The 19,095-nt window shown below is 56.0% G+C and carries 11 protein-coding genes; 5 read left to right on the forward strand and 6 right to left on the reverse strand.

What is annotated here, in order from left to right; all coding sequences use genetic code 11:
- Nucleotides 1-388: 388 nt before the first annotated feature.
- From FKG94_RS13980 to FKG94_RS14000, 5 genes are all read left to right on the forward strand, one after another.
- Nucleotides 389-3,550: a TonB-dependent receptor gene (locus tag FKG94_RS13980; protein ID WP_142904955.1), complete on the forward strand. Its 3,162-nt coding sequence runs from the start codon at nucleotides 389-391 to the stop codon at nucleotides 3,548-3,550.
- A gap of 592 nt (nucleotides 3,551-4,142) precedes the next feature.
- A complete protein-coding gene (locus FKG94_RS13985; RefSeq protein WP_142904956.1) occupies nucleotides 4,143-4,874 on the forward strand; it encodes a SapC family protein in 732 nt (243 codons plus the stop codon).
- Between the two features lie 25 nt (nucleotides 4,875-4,899).
- Nucleotides 4,900-5,928, forward strand: a complete 1,029-nt coding sequence (locus FKG94_RS13990; protein WP_142904957.1) for a cupin-like domain-containing protein — start codon at nucleotides 4,900-4,902, stop codon at nucleotides 5,926-5,928.
- A 34-nt stretch (nucleotides 5,929-5,962) separates the two neighbouring features.
- A complete protein-coding gene (locus FKG94_RS13995) occupies nucleotides 5,963-7,447 on the forward strand; it encodes a tryptophan halogenase family protein (RefSeq protein ID WP_142904958.1) in 1,485 nt (494 codons plus the stop codon).
- The gene (locus FKG94_RS14000) at nucleotides 7,444-8,982 is read left to right on the forward strand and encodes a tryptophan halogenase family protein (protein ID WP_142904959.1); all 1,539 of its coding nucleotides are present in this window, start codon (nucleotides 7,444-7,446) and stop codon (nucleotides 8,980-8,982) included. The genes FKG94_RS13995 and FKG94_RS14000 overlap by 4 nt, the downstream gene beginning before the upstream one ends.
- Nucleotides 8,983-9,044: 62 nt before the next feature.
- Here the strand turns inward: FKG94_RS14000 and FKG94_RS14005 are convergent, their stop codons facing one another.
- The 6 genes from FKG94_RS14005 to FKG94_RS14030 form a co-directional block, all read right to left on the reverse strand.
- Nucleotides 9,045-11,906 carry a Kelch repeat-containing protein gene (locus FKG94_RS14005; protein WP_142904960.1) on the reverse strand — a complete coding sequence of 954 codons (2,862 nt, stop codon included), beginning with the start codon at nucleotides 11,904-11,906 and terminating at the stop codon, nucleotides 9,045-9,047.
- A complete protein-coding gene (locus tag FKG94_RS14010) occupies nucleotides 11,906-12,958 on the reverse strand; it encodes a LacI family DNA-binding transcriptional regulator (protein ID WP_142904961.1) in 1,053 nt (350 codons plus the stop codon). Before FKG94_RS14010 ends, FKG94_RS14005 begins: the two co-directional genes overlap by 1 nt.
- Before the next feature lie 502 nt (nucleotides 12,959-13,460).
- Nucleotides 13,461-14,231, reverse strand: coding sequence for a sugar-binding protein (locus tag FKG94_RS14015; RefSeq protein WP_142904962.1), 771 nt, complete (start codon nucleotides 14,229-14,231; stop codon nucleotides 13,461-13,463).
- Complete coding sequence (locus FKG94_RS14020; RefSeq protein ID WP_142904963.1) at nucleotides 14,209-14,766, reverse strand: gluconokinase; 558 nt, start codon at nucleotides 14,764-14,766, stop codon at nucleotides 14,209-14,211. The genes FKG94_RS14015 and FKG94_RS14020 overlap by 23 nt, the downstream gene beginning before the upstream one ends.
- Nucleotides 14,763-17,288: a GH36-type glycosyl hydrolase domain-containing protein gene (locus tag FKG94_RS14025; protein WP_142904964.1), complete on the reverse strand. Its 2,526-nt coding sequence runs from the start codon at nucleotides 17,286-17,288 to the stop codon at nucleotides 14,763-14,765. The genes FKG94_RS14020 and FKG94_RS14025 overlap by 4 nt, the downstream gene beginning before the upstream one ends.
- Nucleotides 17,272-18,633, reverse strand: coding sequence for an MFS transporter (locus tag FKG94_RS14030; protein ID WP_142904965.1), 1,362 nt, complete (start codon nucleotides 18,631-18,633; stop codon nucleotides 17,272-17,274). Before FKG94_RS14030 ends, FKG94_RS14025 begins: the two co-directional genes overlap by 17 nt.
- Nucleotides 18,634-19,095: the final 462 nt, after the last annotated feature.

Consider the following 19,095-nt stretch of genomic DNA (forward strand, 5'->3'; position numbering starts at 1 on the left):
CAAGTCAAAATGATGTTAGTGGCCTCAGCCGTTGAGGTATTGACGCCGATCAACAGACTTTCCAACAAACCGCATATTGTCAGCAGCCAGCTTGAGCACCTCATTATCCGGCTGTGCACCGGTGCGGGATGCCGGCCGCCAGTAGGAAGGCCCGGTGACCCCCCTGCCCCCTCCACCGCCCCTGCGCAGCGCCACCAAACCCGAATCATGACCTGCAGATCCCAGATCTGACCAGCTCGTGGATTTCGATCATCAGCCCGGGATCAGAAAATTTGACAGCGCTGGTCATTTGTTGCTATGGTCCATGCTAATAATAGTCCAGCAGCCTATCGTTGCCTGGGCAATATAATAGAAAACACGATATAAGAGACAATGTAGGGGCTAACTAATGATAATACGCAAAAGCTCCCCACCAACCGTGGGTACCGGAATCCAACTCAAACGAACCGCCATTTCGGTTGCTGTTGCGGCCAGCTTGTCCGGCGCTGTCCATTCGCAGCCCGGCGACGCTGACAGCATAGAGGAAGTTGTCGTAACGGGTTACCGCAAATCCCTCGAAGATGCGATGAACTACAAACGCAACAACTACGGGGTTGTGGATGCCATCAACGCCGAGGACATCGGCAAGTTCCCGAATACAAACCTGGCTGAGGCCCTCCAGCGAATTCCGGGCGTATCCATCAACCGCGTCAATGGTGAAGGCTCTCAAATCACCGTTCGAGGTTTTGGCCCCGACTTCAACCAGGTCACGCTGAACGGTCGCTCACTGCCCACTGCCGACGTCCCGGTTGTGGGTGGCGGTACTGACGGCCAGGGGACCAGTGGTGCCGGTCGCGCGTTCGACTTTTCAAACCTCGCCGCCGACGGTATTCAGACTCTTGAAGTCTATAAAACGGGTAGAGCCAATGTAGCATCCGGCGGTATCGGTGCCACCATCAACGTCGTTACCCGCCGCCCGCTGGACAATCCGGGCTTACAGGCCGCGATAAGTGCCAAGGCGATAGCGGATACATCCGTCGATCGCGGCGACAGCGTCACCCCTGAAATCGGCGGCAACTTCAGTTGGACCAATGAAGACGAGACGTTCGGTATTGGCCTGGTCGGCAGCTTCACTGAGCGCGACAGTGCGGCGGCGAGCGCTACCTCGGCCAATTGGAATGTCGTCACCTTCGCCGACTTCCAGGATTTCATAACACCGGACACAGTGTTAACGAATGCACCCACCGACCCGGAGGCACTGGTAGCGCTGCCGCGTGACAGCCGCTATCACTTCTCCGAGTTTACCGGCGAACGTATGAATGGCCAGTTGGTGGTGCAGTTTGCGCCGAGCGACCGGCTGCGCATGACAGCCGATTACACCTTTGCCGAAAATGAGGCGGAGGAAGAGCGCTACGATGTCTCCAACTGGTTCAATCGACCTTTTACGGAGGTTGTATTCGATGACAGCCCCGTGCAATCAACCATTTTTCTGAGGGAGAATGCCGACAATAAAGGCGCGGCAATGCAGCAGACACTGCGGGCGACCAAGGATGAGCTGGATTCATTCGGCTTCAACGTAGAGTTTGACCTCGCCGATAACCTGACCCTCACTTTTGATGCACACAGCTCGGAAGCCACCGTAAAACCGAATGCGCCCGGGGGATACAGTCGCATTAATGTCGGTCTCGATATGAAATATGCGCCTGTCGATGGGACCCTCTCGCAAGCTGTGGACTATAGCGGCGACATCCCGATTCAAATCATCGAGTTGATCTCGACATCCGGCAATTCATCGTTGGATAGCGCCGCGCTGGCGGCGCTGGCTGTAGATACGGCGCGAGCGGCCAGCCAGGTTGCGAATCTGCGAACGATCACACAGGAAAACGAGATCGATCAATTCGATATAAGAGCGGACTGGGAACTCGATGCAAACTCAAACCTGACTGTCGGTGCCAACTACCGCAGCCAGACAAACGTCACGGACAACACGGCCTATCGCCAGATCCTCGGTAACTGGGGTGCTGAGAATCCGGGTGATGTGGAAGCTCTGGCCGGTGCCGGTATTCTAGAGGAGTTCTGTGTATCCTGTCGCTTCGAAGACTTCACCATCGGTGGCGCCAGTTTGGATGGCAACACGCGCAATTCTGTCGTTTACGGGGTTCGCGGTAACGCCGCTGATATCTTTGAGGCCCTGAGTCCAGCTTATGCGGCAGGTTACAACGGTGCTGACCCGCGCCCGCTGGATGTAACCAATAGCGATTTCGACGAAATTGAAGAAGATGTGCTGGCACTGTATGTACAGTTCAGTCACGAGTTCCAGATTGCCGGTCGCAATGCACACCTGCACATTGGTATGCGTTATGAGGATACGGAGGTGAGCTCAAGCACCAGCTCATTGCCGACAGCGCGTATCGATTGGCAGGGGAATAATGACTTCGCGACCTTCGCCTCAACATCGGCGGCCGGCCTCAAGGCAGACACAGCCTACGATCACTTTTTGCCAAGTGTCGACTTTGAGCTGGATGTCACTGAAGACGTCAAAGTGCGTGCCTCCTACAGTAAAACAATAGCGCGGCCAAGGTATGACAATCTGTTTGCCAGCGGCACTGTGCGCGCACCCAATGGACCAACGGCGCTGGCAGGTAACCTGGCGACGGCAGAGCAAGGCAACCCTGGTTTACTGCCACTGGAATCGGATAATGTCGATGTTTCCGTCGAATGGTATTTCGACGAGTCGAGCTATGTCTCTATCGGGCTGTTCGATAAGAGCGTGCGCAACTTTGTCGGCCGGGAGACGGTGTCGGAATCCTTGTTTGGCTTGCGCGATGTGAGCTCCGGTGCAGAGGGTACGCGATCCGGCGCCGCCCTTGACCTGTTGGACGCCGTTGGCGCAGACCTGAATGAGGACAACCTGTTTGCGGCAACCGTGTATATTGACACCTTGGATTCGATCGCTGCGGCACAGGCCGAATTTGTGGCTAACCAGGGTGCTGATGGCAATATCCTTCCGGCCGTCTATGAACAACTGGAACTGGATGCCGATCTGTCCCCCAATGCCGATGACCCGTTATTCGCCATCGCCGTAAACAGGCCTTTGAATAACAGGGATGCCTCGATCGATGGTGTCGAAATCCAAGGTCAACATTTCTTCGGTGACACCGGTTTTGGCATCACCGCCAGTTATACGGTGGTCAATGGCGACGTGGGATTCAATGTCGCCGGCGCCCCGGATACCAGTCAGTTTGCCCTGACGGGTTTGAGTGACACCGCCAATGTCACCTTGATTTACGAGAAGTATGGCATCTCGGCGCGCCTCGCCTACAACTGGCGGGATGAATTCCTCTCAAACACCAATGATGACAGTGGCTTCAATAACCCGATTTTCGTCGAGGAATACGGCCAAGTCGATCTGAGTATAGGCTATGAGATCACCGACCAACTCTCGGTGTCATTCGCGGGCATCAACCTTAACGAAGAGAGTTCGAGAAACTTCGCCCGCTCGCGAACCGATATGCAGTTCCTCCGTGAAAATGCAGCCAGGTACTATCTCGGTTTACGCTATAAATTCTAAGCTTCGGAGCGAAGTAGACCTGGGGCGGGGCCACATTGATTGTGGCCCAAACAGCACTCGCTTCAGGCACCTACTTTCGGTGGTTGTGGTACCTCGACAAATACGTGCCAATTGATCGGTCTGCCTCTGGGTGGCGTTTTCAGAAACACGCCGTGAACCCATCCCTGGGGCTCGCCTAAAGCGCCTACTGTTGGTCACGACAGCATCCCTGCTGTCGAGAGTTTCTGAAAACGCCACCCAGAGGCAAACCTACCCCCGGTATTTTTAATCAAGTTCAGTAAGGACCCCATAAGGGTCGATGAGCGGTGTAGATCCTATTAAGTATCATCACCAAAAGTAGGCGCCTGAAGCGAAGGTAGGCATCTGAAGCAAGTACCATTGGATTGTGACCCCTCTTTTTTCAAGCCCTGTAGTTTAAATGAAACGCGATATAAGACCTGCACTATCCGGGCACTGACTTCACCACTTTGCTAAATCGGCGGCAACTATGGCAGAATGTATTTCGGCCAGATTAAGCGGTAAATGAGAGTCACCGGCCGGGATTCTTTAATGCCACCCATTTCATAAAGATCAATCGGGGGATGTCTGCGCGATGCCAAGGTTTACCGCACTTGATCACGTAACTCACAGCAGCCTGAAAGTCAAAATCCGGTATGGCGCGGCATTTGGCAACAACGTCAATCAGACGCTTGTATTTCCCACCGAATTTCAGGCGCTACAACGAGAGTACCCCCTCTTCTTTCGCCAGTCGGATGACCGCAAGTTCTATGCCGTCGCTCTACTGGGTCTCGATAAAGATGAAAATCTATTTATAGAGGCAGACCACTGGAACGCAAGATACGTACCGGCGATGCATATGCGAGGTCCACTGACACTCAAACTGCGGGGGGCTGAAAGCGGTAGCGCAGAACCAGCCGACCCGATTGTTAGCATCGACATGGATGACGCCAGGGTAAACAATGACGAAGGAGAGAACCTATTTCTGACCCACGGGGGATATTCACCCTATTTTGAAGAGATGTTACAGGTGCTGCGTAGAATTCACGTGGGAGCCGAGATCGTCGATGACTTCTTTGCCCATCTGCAGTCATTTGATTTAATTGAACCCGTGACAGTCGAGGCCAGCTTTGGCGAAACAATGAAATATACCGTGCCCGATGTCTTTACGGTCAGCAAATCACGCATGCAGGCGTTGACGGGCGACGAGCTGCATAAACTCAACCAGTTGGGCCTGTTGGAACACTGCTTTGCGGTGATATCGTCGGCTGGCAACATGTCACGCCTGGTCGATATGAAGGCCCTCAAGAAAAGCCAAACCCGTTGAGCTGAGAGAATAACCGGCCACTGCCATGAGAGTGGAGAGAAAAACCAACACTATCGAAGGTCTTCAGTTCGCAGAGGTGGACTTCGACGCACTCATTGCTGGCGGTGAGCCCTGTATTGTGAAAGGCGCCCTGGCCGGTTGCCCCCTGGTGACCGCCGGCCGCGCATCGGACCGGGCGGCAATGTCGCATTTATCCGCTTTTGCCAATGAGCGGCCGGTTCTGATTTATACAGCCGGCGCTGAAGCCAAAACCCGGTTTTTCTACAATCCGCAGATGGACGGGTTAAACTTTACGACTGAATACATGCCCCTGGCTGAGTTTTTTGAGACACTGAACAATGAAAAGCTCGAGGGAACCGGCGCTGCTTTTTACGTGGGCTCCGCGGAACTCGACAATCATTTTCCCGGTCTGGTGGCAAACGATGGCCTGGCACCTAGCGGCCAGTTGTTTACGGAACATCCGCCCCGCGTGGGTATCTGGCTGGGCAATAGAACCACGGCGGCCACTCACTTCGACGTGTCAAATAATATCGCGGCCTGTATGGTCGGGCGGCGGCGCTTTACCCTGTTCCCACCGGATCAAGTGGAAAACCTCTATCCCGGACCTTTAGAGCCGACACCGGGCGGCCAGGTGGTGAGCATGGTCGACCTGAATGCACCGGATTTCAAACAATTCCCAAATGCGGAAAAAGCCTTGCAGCAGGCGCAGGTTGCCGACCTGGAGGCCGGCGATGTTTTAGTCTACCCGGCCATGTGGTGGCATCAGGTCGAGGCGCTAGCGGATTTCAACGTCCTGATTAACTACTGGTGGAACCCTGTCTCCCCTTTTATGGATGATCCGATGAACACGCTTTTGCATGCGCTGCTAAGTCTGCGCGATCGACCAGCCTCTGAAAAAAGTGCCTGGCGCAGTCTTTTTGACTACTATGTTTTTGGGGATTCAAATAGAGCCCGCGAGCATTTGCCCGAGTATATCCAGGGGCCCTTGGCCCCCATGACTGATATAACAGCGAGGCGGCTGCGAGCCAAACTGCTAAAGAAACTCAACCGGTAGTGAACTCCAGCACCAAATAAAAGGAGCAGGATCTATGGTCCAGACTGTCCGCAAAGTAGTGATTGCCGGTGGTGGAACGGCCGGTTGGATAGCGGCGGCGACCTTGTCGAGCCAGTTGAGTCGCCTGCTCGATATTACGCTGATTGAATCCGATGCTATTGGCACCGTCGGTGTGGGCGAAGCGACGATTCCGACCCAGAAGGCCTTTCATCGATTAATTGGGATCGATGAACAGGCGTTTATGCGCGCCACCCGGGCCAGTTTTAAACTTGGCATCGCTTTTGAAAACTGGGGACAGTTAGGTGACCGCTATATCCATTCTTTTGGCAAGATCGGCCGATCGACCTGGATGGGCGATTTTCAGCATATGTGGCATTACGCAAAATCGCAGGGATGGGCCGGTGATATGGATGATTATTGCTTTGAACTACAAGCTGCCGAGGCCGGAAAATTCGCGACTTCGCCGGATTCACAAATAAGTTATGCCTATCACCTCGACGCCAGTCTTTATGCAAAGTTTCTAAGGACCTTCAGCGAAGAGCGCGGCGCAAAACGCCTGGAAGGCAAAATCAAACAGGTACACACCCATCCTGATACCGGATTTATCGAGAGCCTGGACCTTGAAGACGGGCAGTCCGTAGCGGGTGATTTGTTTATCGATTGTACAGGCTTTCGCGCCCTGCTGATCAACGGGGCGCTCGGCGTCGACTACGAGGATTGGAGTCATTGGCTGCCCATGAATTCGGCCCTGGCTGTGCAAACCAAACTCTCCGGGGACATACTGCCTTATACGCGATCGATTGCCCGTAAGGCCGGCTGGCAATGGCGGATTCCTTTACAGCATCGTGTCGGCAACGGACATGTCTACTGCAGCGATCATCTGTCCGATGACGAGGCGCACGCTATATTGATGGACAACCTTGACGGAGAATTGGTTTCGCAGCCGCGCCCTATTCGCTTTCTGACCGGCAAACGCAAAGAGGCCTGGGCCAAGAACTGTATCGCACTGGGACTGTCCAGCGGATTCCTGGAACCTCTGGAATCCACCAGTATTCACCTTATTCAAATCGGTGCGACCAGGCTCGTGCAAATGTTTCCTTTCAATGGTGTCAGCGAGGCGCTCAGAAATCACTACAACAGTTATTCCACTGCAGAGCTGGAAAGCATTCGCGACTTTCTTATACTTCACTATAAACTGAATCGGCGCCAGGACTCTGCATTTTGGCAGGAAAGGGCTGCACTCGAAGTGCCGGATACACTGAAACACCGGATGGAACTCTACGCAGACGCCGCCATCGCCTACCAGGATGATTCAGACTTGTTTCGGGTGGACTCCTGGAACCAGGTAATGCGCGGTCAGGGCCTGGACAGTCACGGCTATCACCCCATGGGCCGTCTCGTGGCGAATGGCCAACTGCAAGCAGCCCTGGCAGATTTGAAAGCCGGCATTGACCGCAGTGTGAAGAACATGCCCACGCATGCTGACTTTCTGCGCCAGTACTGTGCTGTCGAAGTATGAATACCGCCAAGCCTGTAAGTTCGATTCTTATTGTGGGTGGCGGTACCGCAGGCTGGCTGACGGCGGCGATTCTTGCAGGCAAGCACCCTTATAGCGAAGGGGGCGGACTGCAAATCACCTTGATCGAAGCGCCGGATATCCCGATTATCGGCGTTGGCGAGGGAACCTGGCCGGGCATGCGGGCGACCTTGCACACTGCGGGTATAAAGGAAGTCGACTTCCTGAAAGCGTGTGATGCCTCCTTCAAACAGGGCTCTAAATTTGTGGGCTGGAAGACCGGCGAAGCGCAGGACTACTACTATCATCCCTTCGAACTGCCGCAGGGGTTCTTCGAGGGAAATCTTGCCCAGCACTGGGTCGATACCCAACCATCCGTATCGCTTTCCAAACTGGTCTGCGTGCAGGAGTACCTTTGCGAGAGAGATCTGTCGCCGAAGTTACGCAGCTCGGGCAATTACTCGGGCGTCGCCAACTATGGCTATCATTTAAACGCCGGTAAGTTTTCCGACTTCCTGAAAAACCATTGCACTGAGAACCTGGGCGTCCGCCTGGTCTACGACAAAGTCACTGGCGTTGTATCACAAAGCGATGGTGATATTGCCGGGGTGTGCACAGAAAAGTCCGGTGAGCTGCAGGCCGATTTGTTTGTCGATTGCACCGGTTTTAGATCGCTGCTCTTAGGGCAGCACTACGGCGTGAGGTTTATCGACAAGTGCGCGCAGTTCCCCATCAATTCAGCCCTGGCGGTGCAAGTGCCCTATGCGGACCACGAGCCGGTCAAATCGACGACCATCGCCACCGCCCGGGAAGCCGGCTGGATTTGGGATATCGGGCTTTCCAGCCGGCGCGGCGTCGGTTATGTCTATTCCAATAGCCACCTCCCACCAGAACAGGCGGCAGCGCAGCTACAAGCCTACCTCGGGATCGACAACCAGGCCTTTGAGCAACTCGAACCACGCCGTATCCCAATCAACCCGGGCCATCGGGAAAAGTTCTGGCACCACAACTGCGTAGCCGTGGGTTTGGCGGCGGGTTTTCTGGAACCCCTGGAAGCCTCGGCCATCATGTTGATCGAAGCCTCGGCAACTATGCTTGCCGATCAAATGCCAACCACCCGGGCGGCTATGGATATCGTCTCGAAACGCTTCAACAAGCGCTTTCTCTACCGGTGGGAACGTGTTATTGACTTCCTAAAATTGCACTATGTGTTGTCGGATCGCCAACAGCCTTTTTGGCGCGAAGCCGCGTCCCGGTCAACATTGTCAGCACGGCTTCAAGAAGATTTGTCACTGTGGCGATACCAGGCACCCTGGAAGACAGACTTTGACAGCCTGGAAGAGGCTTTCCCGGCGGCGAGCTATCAATATGTGCTCTACGGCATGCAGTTTGAAACCCAATCGAATCCCCGCAGAAACTCGCCGTCAGTCAGCGAATTCTCGAGGAAAGCGATAGATACCGTGTCCCGCAATGCGGGTCTGCTGGCCTCCAAAGTGGAGAGCAACAGGGCGCTACTGGACCTGATACGGGCGCAATGACCCGGGATTAAAGTTCGTTGGCGAATAGATATAAGCACAGCACCCCGGGTTATTGCGGCGTGCTACTGCTTACTCAGTAGTATCACCCAGTCTTGCCGGGCACTGTCAGGCGGATCTCCAAGCGACTGCAGCGCTCCACCCTGTAGTGTAGTTAAGGTGCCTTGCCGAAGACCGCCGCCGCGAATGGGATCGAACCACTGGATCGTGTAGCCCCCACTCAACTCAGTCCCATCAAAAACACGCTTTGCATCCCCAGGCGAGTAGATCACATATTCCTGTCCCGGCAATCCCCCACAGTAACCGTTCCAAGCGCCCTCCCCCGCTATGCGCTCATTGCAGGGCCGGTAGTCCCAGTAACGTCGGTCCGATGAGAAAAAATCGAGTGCTATTCGCGTCAACTGCCATAGACGGTGCCGCAGGCGCCAGTCCTCTGAACTCAGGTCATTGGCGGGATAGTGCGCGCCAAAATACCACTCCACACCTGCGGCGCCGCCCAGAATCGCACCCCAGAGGGCATGTTGTCGCAGGCTGTCGTGATTCGGGTCCTCGGAGTCCGGCAAAGCGCCGGTGTGCCACTTGCCAATCTCATCCATGGTGATCAGCCATTCCCGGCCTGCGTCTCTGGACAGTTGCCGCCATTCGGCAATTTCTGCATTCACCCGTTGTCGCTCATCAACCTGGAACGACACCCCTTCGAGCGCCTTGAGACCCAACAGCGGCCCGAGTATTTCATGTTTTGCCGCCGCACTGGAGTGCGTGTGGATAACCAGGGGGTGGCCGTAGGGATCGCTGGCGGAGAGGTAGTTCGCCATGGCTTTTCGCTGCGCATCCGTCTGGGCATGGGGAGAGAAGTCCGCGGGGCCGTTTTCCTCGCCCAAATTCCAGACCAGACCGAGGTGATGGCCGAAGCGCGCAATCAGTTCCCGGTAATACAGTTTGCGCAAACGCCCCGTGTCACCGTCATCCAACAGGCGCTCATTCTCGGTTTCTTGCGTCACCAGGTGTAACAGGATGCCTTGTGACTGCATATGCTGGAACACGATTTCCCACTGGTCGAGTTTGCTGCAGTCAAACCGTTCAAAATCGGTGGCGCTGGCAAATGGCCAGACATCATTGCCGTCACCACCGAGGTTGAGTGTCAGGAAATACACCGCATTCATACCCATGGCGCTGAGATAATTCACTGCGCCAATGATGCCCTTACCGCGGTTGTCGCCCCAGACAGGGTCTCCCAGGCGCCAATCCCTTAAATGCGGTTTGTAGTGATGCATGTTGTTATCGCGGACCGCTTCGCCCTCGCGCGCGCTGGTGGCGGCGAGCGAGGTGCCATCGAAGCCGGTGAAACCGAGAAAATTCTCAGGACTGTTGGCCCCGCCCTTTAACCAGTGTTCACCCGACCCGGCGAATTGGAAATAGCCGCCGCCGGCAACCAAGCGGCCCTTTGCGCGAAAATCCCGGCCGCTTTTGTCGGAGGGCACAACCAGAAAATGGCCGGTGGATTCTGCCAGCGGGGCAAGTCTGCCAGCGTTCGGATCGTCATCGATCGCGATATCTGCGCCGTGGCCGAGTTCGGCACGATATTTCCACAGCCCCTCCCGATCTGGTGTAAATCGCGCCTGCCAAACGCTGCCGGCATCCGCCCCTGTGTTCGCCGCATCGCCATCGGCAGCGAAGAAACCGCGAATTCTGTAGGAAGTGTCCTTATGCTCGAAGGTGACTGTTAAGCGGTAGTCTGTGAAAGGGTTGTCGGTCGCACTCTCAGCCGTCATCGGCCCGTTGAACGACAGCGTCAACGTGTGCCAGCGTTGGTGTATCAGCGTTGCATCCGGCTGTGTTTTGTCAGAATCTGCTGCGCCGGACGGGGTTTCAGAGACCGGCGCCGGTGTCGAACTGCTTTCTGACCGTTTGGCAGCCGGTAGCTTGAGTCTTTCGACCGATGACAATTCCGGTTCGCCGCCGCGTTTACCACTGCCCGACACGGTATACAGGTAGCCATCGCGAATAGCGAGGCCCGATCCATGGCGGCCGACATTGAGACCTGGCCAGTTCGCCCAGGTCCCGGTTCGCGTGTCGTAAACCTCGATTTCATTGTGGGCCGTGATCTGCCTGGCGGATTCGCCTCCGGCGATAATGACTTTTTCACCCCATGCAATCGCCATATTGCCGGCACGGGGGGTGGGAACGGCAAGACTTTTTGTCACCGGCAGCCAACGATTTTGTTTAAAATCGAAAACGTTGCCGTATTGCGTCACCAGGTTGAACGTCTCACCGGTCGCCTGGGAGGAACGCCGCCCGGCGAAGACATACAGCCTGTCTCCCACCACTACCGCCTGGAAGTGATCCCTGGCATTGGGTGCATCGGGTAATGCCTGCCACTGACCGGTAACAGGATCATATTCATCAAGCCAGGGTTGGTAGCCACCGCGATGACCATCGGTTATGCCGCCGACCACATAGATCTTGTTGTTGTAGACCACGGCACCGGCACCACCGCGGCGGCGCGATTCAGGAATCTCGTGAGTGAACTCGAAACGGTCTTCCGCAGGATAGTATTTGATCACCCGGTCAACGGGTGTTTCACCGGGATAGCCTCCGGTCATCGCGCCGATGATATAAATGGCATTGCCCAGGGAGACGGCTTGAAAGTGATGTAGCTCTAAAGGCGTTGAAGACCGCTGCGTCCATTGGTGCGTGGCGGGATCGAAGGCCTCGACGGGGTTAACGCGGCGCCCGCCCAGCAAATAGAAAACGCCCTGATGTTCAACAAAAGCGGCTTCATGGCGGGGTGTCAGGGTACCCTGCGCCTCTACTACCTGCCATCCATCAGGTACCGATGTACAGGCACTTAAGAGACAGGCAGATACTACTGCCAGCATCGCTCGTGTGCGCAACCAGATGCATGCCAACTGTTTTATCGGGGTCATTAGTCTGGGTCCACCAGTGCCGGTCCGGTAGACTGCCGGATAATCAGTTCCGCATCGACGACAACCCGCAGTTCTTGTGGTTTCTCGTTGCGCACCAGACGAATCAATTCCTCTGCAGCAAGTTTCGCCATGGCCTCGAGAGGCTGCCTTACCGTAGTCAACTGTGGCCAAACCTGTTTGGCAACCGGAATATCATCGAAACCGGCGATCGAAACATCGCCCGGAATTTGCAGACGGCGTTCATGGGCCACTTTCATCACACCAGTGGCCATATGATCATTTGCACAAAAGATGGCTGTCGGGCGCGGCCGTTGCCGCAGCAGTTGAACGCCGCAGTCGATACCGGATTCAAAGGTATTCTCGCCCTGCACAACCAGTGCGTCATTGACCTTGAGTTTGACTTCCGCCATGCCGTCCAGGTATCCCAGATAACGGTCCGCCATCGCTTTGTGGTCGGGGTGGCTGCGCACAAAGGCTATTCGCTGGTGACCGAGGCGAGACAAGTGCCGAACCATGTTTTTGCAGATCTCGCGATCGTTTGTACACACGGCCCAGTCCGTCTCGTCTTCCGGTTCATGGGAAATAGCGACGTTTACAACACCGTGCTCGATCAACAGTTCGCGGATACCGGCGACATCCGATACCGGGGGTACCAGGACCAGACCGTCGACGCGCTTGCTCGCAATGAAGTCACCAATATTGTCAAGCAGTGACGGGCTGTCATAACTGCAAGGATGAATCAGCAGGTCGTAATGCTCGGGGCGGCAGGCGCTGAGTACGCCATTTTGGATGCTGGTGATATAACTCGAACTGGCATTGTAGATAAGGCCGATAAGATAGGTTTGATTGCTGGCCAGCATGCGCGCGGGCGAATTGGGCCGGTAACCGAGTGTCTGCATCGCCGCCTCAACCCGGGCCCGGGTAGCCGGTTTGACATTCGGCGCGCGGTTCAGGACTCGGGACACGGTTTTCATCGACACCCCGGCGTTCTCGGCAACATCGGTGATTGTCGCAGGACGGTCAAGTGGGTGCTTGTCTGTGGTGCTCGTCATACAAACCTGTCCATCGTTACTTATTGCAAAATAAAATTTCGGGCGCTATCTGCGTAACTGGCTAACGCACTGGTACTTTGACAAATAAAGGCTTTCACCCAAAACGGGGTTTGGTGTCCTTAGCTGACACGGTCTCGATCCGGGGACAGCCCTTCGGGACACGCTGTCAATACCCGCAAGCGGGCACAACCCGAAATCATAGTTTTCGGGCGTTGCGCGGACGAAGCAGTGCTTCGCTGATTCACGCTCCACCCCTGTAAGCTCTGTGCCAGCATCCCTGCTGGCGAAGGTCCCGAAGGACTGTCCCCGGATCGAGACCTCAGTGCAACCGACGTGAAAATATTCTCTGGTCAAAGCACGAGTTGAGCATCCTGCACGCCGCTTGAATGTCCAGCGCTGCCATTTTAAGCAATTACGCTGTCACCGTCGAGCCTTCTGTAGTGATGTGCTTTTTTATTGAATGGGTATGATTTTTACTTGCCACACTGCTGCGCAGTGAATGTTACTCGACGAGGGTCAACTCGCCAAACACACTGGCATCGATATATCCCCGGTTGCGGTCGCCGTCGACCGGCTTGATGGCAACATCACCCATAAAATGCTGGCGACCACGCGCGTCATCGGCATCACAATAGGCCACCATAAACCCTAATTTTTTACCCGCCGCTAACGTCACGCGCGATGATAAATCGTCGCCATAAACATGGCTGTCGTTGTGCACGGCGATACGTACCTCCCAATACAGCGAGTTGCTCATCTGAGTACCGGCTGTCGCCTCAGCTTTTGCACTCCCCTTCACACTGCGTCGCCAGCGCGCCTCGATATGACCCGGGAACAGACGCGGGCTAACCTGGCCACGGGACGGTGCGATATCGACCGCCTGGTTATCCAGTGCAATATGATAAGCAAAGGCATTGAAGTCTTCGAGGTGATTGCCGCCGCTGGCATCCTCATCGATAAAGATTTCCAGCGTGTCATCATCCCAGTACTGCACCAGCGGGTCGGCACGGGCATCGATCAGGATATCGTCATCGATCTCTGCCAGCAGGTAAAGGTATGCGGGGGTCCAAACCAGCTTATAGCGGCCACTGAAGTCAGTGGGGGACGGCATGCTGCCAAGCACCCGCTGATCCAGTTCACGCCAGTTGGCCTGCTGCCAGGCGGCATCCGACGGATCGCCATCGATAACCGGTGCTGTTGCGGTGCGTGGCGCTTCGAATGCGAGCGCTCCCCCGGCAATCAGTAACGCACTAGTGATGAGTGGTAACCGCATGGCCCGTATCTCCTGTAATTGTACCTTGGGCAATAAAGTCAACGACCCTGGCAGACGCCTGCGCCATCAGCGCTTCCCGGTCCAGGGCCGTAAGTGTAACGACATCGGCTTCGCCATCGGTTGGCTGCAGCGCCTCGAACTGGCTGTCGAGCAGTTCAGCGTTCATATAGTGATGTTCGCGTTCCCGCAGCCGTCGCGCAATAGTTTCACGAGGTGCATCGAGATGTAGAAACAGTGTACGCAGGCCGCAGCTTCGCAGCTGCTCGCGATGCGCGCGTCTCAGCGCGCTGTGTGCCAGTACGCAGCCGATGCCGCGTTCAGCACAAGTGCTGAGTTGCCGGCAAACAGCCTGCATCCAAGGGGCGCGGTCCGCATCTGTCAACGCCGCACCTGCCTGCATCTTTTGTTTGTTGCTGAGACTGTGCAGATCATCCGCCTCGATCAGGGTCAGTTCGAACTTCGCCGCCAATATCTGTGCACTGGTCGACTTGCCAGCGCCGCTGACGCCCATACAGACGATAAGCGGCGGCGTCACTTTGAATCTCCCGGCGCTACGTCGGGAGTTCCCACTTCTGCGCTAAAGGCTTTTGATTCAGGGCTGAGGGCTCTTGATTCGGAGCTGAAGGCTCCTGATCCCGAGCTGTGGGCTCCTGATTCCGAGCTGAGGGCTCCCGGCAGCAACACCTTGACGCTGTAGCATTTGCCGGCTTCGATATCACGAATAATACCGTCGGTCACAACCTTGTCACCGACCGTCAATGTTGTTTTATCCACACTGTCGTCGCGTTGCATTTGTATATCAAACGTCGCTCCACGGAAGTGGCGTGTAACGTCTGCGCGCTGCCAATGCGCCGGCAATTGAGGAGCCACCTGTAATCCGCCTGCAGTGCCCCCTGCGCCACCATCATCCACAATACCGCGCAGCCCAAACAACTGCTCGACGATAATCCGGTAGAGCCAGCTACAGGCACCCGTGTTAAACAATTGGCTGGACCGGCCGGCCGTGCGCGGAAACTGCTTTACCGCACCGCGGTAGTAGTTTGGTATAAACACCGGCAGCTGCCCGCGTTGAAGGCAGTGCTCGTCACCGGGCCCGGGAATGATTCGCCGCAGCTCTGTGAACGCGCGATCGCTGTCGGCGATAGCGTAGAGCGCATAAATGCAGAACATTCCCGCATGATTGTAGACCGCACCGTTCTCACCGGTGCCCGGGTGTTTTTGCGTCACCCGCCCGATATGCTCTCGCATCGAGGTGTAGGACGGTGCCAACACCATCGGACCAAACGGGGTTTCGAGATGTTCGCGCACGGCGGCCTTGATTTTTTCCTGTTGCTGCGGTGTTGCGACACCGGACATCAGAGCCCAGCTCTGTGGGTTAAGCCAGATTTTCCCCTCCTCGTCGCTACTGACACCTAACGCAGTCCCGGCGTCGGAAATACCACGGGCAAACCAGTCGCCGTCCCACAAGTGCTGCTGTGCGGCTGCGGTAAATTTTTCCGCGGCGGTGCGCATCTCAACGGATAAGTTTTCAAGCCGGACTGCCTTGGTGATGTCTGCCCAGATAGTCAGCGCGTGCACCGTGGCGATGGTCAGCCAGCCGGACACGCCCTTCCCCTGGTGCCCGACCATATTCAAGGGATCGCACCAGTCGCCCTGCGCAATCAGGCTTAAGCCCCGGTGGTCGCTGTTGTTGATCAGCCAACGCATCGCCCGCGTCACCCGTTCCAGCACACTAAGCGACTCGCCGTGGCTCTCGACCCATTCGTCCAGCAATGCATAATCGCCTGTTTCATCGAGGTAAGTCTGTAGTGTTATGGGGAGCCAGACACAATGGTCGGTATGGGGCACCTGATTGATATACTTGAGCTCACTGCCATTTGACAGCACCACGCCCTCTGGCAGTGCGCCGTCAGCCTTCTGCTGTGCGAGGGTTTGCAGAATCGCCGCACGGGAGTGTCCCGGCTCAATATAGGCCATACCCATTGCGTCTTGCAGGTAATTTCGGGTTTGCGGATCGGTAGTCAGCCGGTTTGTATCACCGTGGTAAAACACCTGCCGATTGAGCCAGTGATTAACGAAATTGTCGAGTTCCGCATCCGGCGTGCTGATCGAGATGCAACCCTGACGCTGTTCCTGAAACGCTTTTACCTCCGCTTGAGCGGCTTCAAAGCCACCACTGGCGAGGTACGTTGTTCGAAGTACTTTCGCCTGTTCACCGTTGCGGACCGGTGCAAATACAAAGCGGTATTCCCGACACTCACCCGGTGCCAGATTCAGCCGGTACTGGAGCGCTGCGATCGGCGTCTCGTAAATCGCATCGCCATTGTGAAGCCCGCCATTTTCCACACCGTCGGGGTGCTGGATTCCCCCCTCGCCTTCAAAGACGTCGCGGCAGGCCTCCCATGCGCTCGGCCTCTCTCCATGCAACAACACTGTCCAGTCTTTAAGTGTCTTGATGTGCGGGTAGTCTTCGAGTTTCTGGTAAGGTGTTATCGATCTGGCGACTATACCACCCAGTTCAGAGCTGTAGGCCGCCGACTGATTCATCCAGCTCATATAGCCAATGCTGAAACAGGGAAACAGGTCGAGTCTGCGCGGCTTGCCGGAATCGTTGTGTACTTCGATGGTCCAGAGTTCTGCCACATCATCGAGGGGAAGCGCGACAGACATGCGTATACCGATGTCGTTTTTGCGCAGGCGCCACTGCGCATCGCTGCGCCCGGCGGAGAACACGAAGTCGTCAGGTTCTGCGCGCACAGGCTCGTGTGGTGCCGAGAAAACACTGCCTGTCTCCCGATCGCGAATATAGGCAAAACGCCCCGGATGATGCGCATACTGCGGCTGTTCCGGCTGCATAAAGGTCTTGTGCTCAAGCAGGGGCGCGTGGGAGTATTTTGATGGTTCCGGCTGCATATGTTGAGCAACCGCAAACCCCCGGCAGTTGAGTTGTAGCAGCATATTCCGATTCCACAGGAAGGTGCTGGCCTGAGGCATCGCCTTCGGACAGCGCAACTCGTAGCGCTCGCCGCCGTCGACCGGTTTAAGCAGTTTCTTCATGTCGATGTTCAAGTTCTTCTTGAATAGTTTGCAACTGGGCCCCCGTCAGCGAGTAGAAACGCGTGACGATCACAGCCAGCAGCGCGAACGCGCCGGGCACTGCTGTCTGCAACAGTGCGATGCCGTGCTGCGACGCCCCGCTCTGGGCTTCATTGGCGACATAGCCGATCGCCGCCAACACCCAAAGCATGCCCGCGGACCCGAAAGAGCCCCCCAGCTTTTGGGAAAATGTCGCGGCGGAGAATGTCATCGCGGTAGCGCGACGCCCGTTCTTCCATTCGTTATAGTCCGCCGTATCGGCGTACATCGACCAGGTCAGCGGCGATTTCGGACCCAGTGCCAGGCTGATCAGGATATTCAGCGTGAACATGGCCCAGATCATGTCCTTGGGAACAAAATAGAAGCTGATCGACAACACGCCGACGATGCCCATCAACAGCATCAAAAGCTTCGATTTATCCATAAAACGCGTCATCACCGGCGCCAGCAGGGCGCCGGCAGCATAGGCGACCATTTGCCAGAACAGGTAGTTGGGCAGCAGATCGGGACGCTCGACGTAGTACTTGAAATAGTAATAGGCAGAGCCGGCGCGCATAGTGATGGTCATCATAATAACCATTGCCAGCACGAACAGGATCAGCCACGGCCGGTTGCGCAGCAGGTCACCAATATCCGCCAGCGGCTTAGTTTTCTGCATCGGCGGTGGTGCGATACGCTCTTTGGTGGTCGCAAATGTGATGCAGAAGATTATCGCGGCGATAGCGCCGTACAGGAGCATGGTCAGTTGCCAGCCGAGAACGTCATCGCCGCCGCCAAAGTGTTCGACCAGCGGTAACGTAAACTTGTTGACCAGGGCGCCGCCGGTGAAAGCAAAAAAGAATCGCGCGCTGATCAGGGTCGTGCGCTCCTGGCTACTTGCCGTCATCACCCCCGACAGCGCTGAATAGGGTGTGTTGAGCACTGTGTACAACACCATCATTGCCGTGTAAGTGACGTAAGCCCAGATCAGCTTGCCGCCCGCCGGCAGGTCCGGCGTGGTAAATGTCAATACGGCTGCCGCGGCCATGGGCACACCGGCAAACAGCAGGTAGGGCCGAAACTTGCCGAAGCGTGTGTTGGTCCGATCGGCGATGCCGCCCATGAGCGGGTCGGTAAACGCGTCGACAATCTTGGTGGTAAACAACATAGTGCCGGCTGCTGCCGCAGAGATGCCGAAAACATCCGTATAGAACGCGGCGAGAAATGAGGCTATGGTTGTCCAGTACAGATTGAAACCCAAGTCGCCGGCACCAAAGCCAAGCCTCTCGCGCCACTGCAGCCGGACCTGGCGACTGCCGGCGCTCACGACAAGCGCTCCACCGCGCGGCCCGCCCCGCCATCACCCAAGGTCGCAGCCTTACAACTCAGTTCCGACATTTACGCTTTAGCCCCAGCATTGTTTTGGCGTCCTCGACTACAGGTTATTCTTGCTTTTAATGCAAAATGACAACGCAAGACATTATTGAATGAAGTAAATGCATTTGCAAGAAGAATATTAAGCGGTTCTTTACAATCACTAAGCGGAGCCTGCTGTAAAAACCGCTAAACAGGCATTCGATGTTTTTGCGGCTACCATGACAGGGGTAGACATACTTTGTTTAAACAGCCTCCACTCTGAAGCGTTCGAGAGAAACGCCGATCAAACTCTCCGGGCGGACGCAGCCTCAGTGGCACCGGGCGCTGATCTCGCCAGGGGCCGGTCGCCAGGCGACATCCGTGCCGCTGTTCACGTCGTATAAGGCCAGTGAGAAAGCGATCTCGAAGCCTT

The organism is Exilibacterium tricleocarpae (assembly GCF_007004655.1).
GTDB lineage: Bacteria > Pseudomonadota > Gammaproteobacteria > Pseudomonadales > Cellvibrionaceae > Exilibacterium > Exilibacterium tricleocarpae.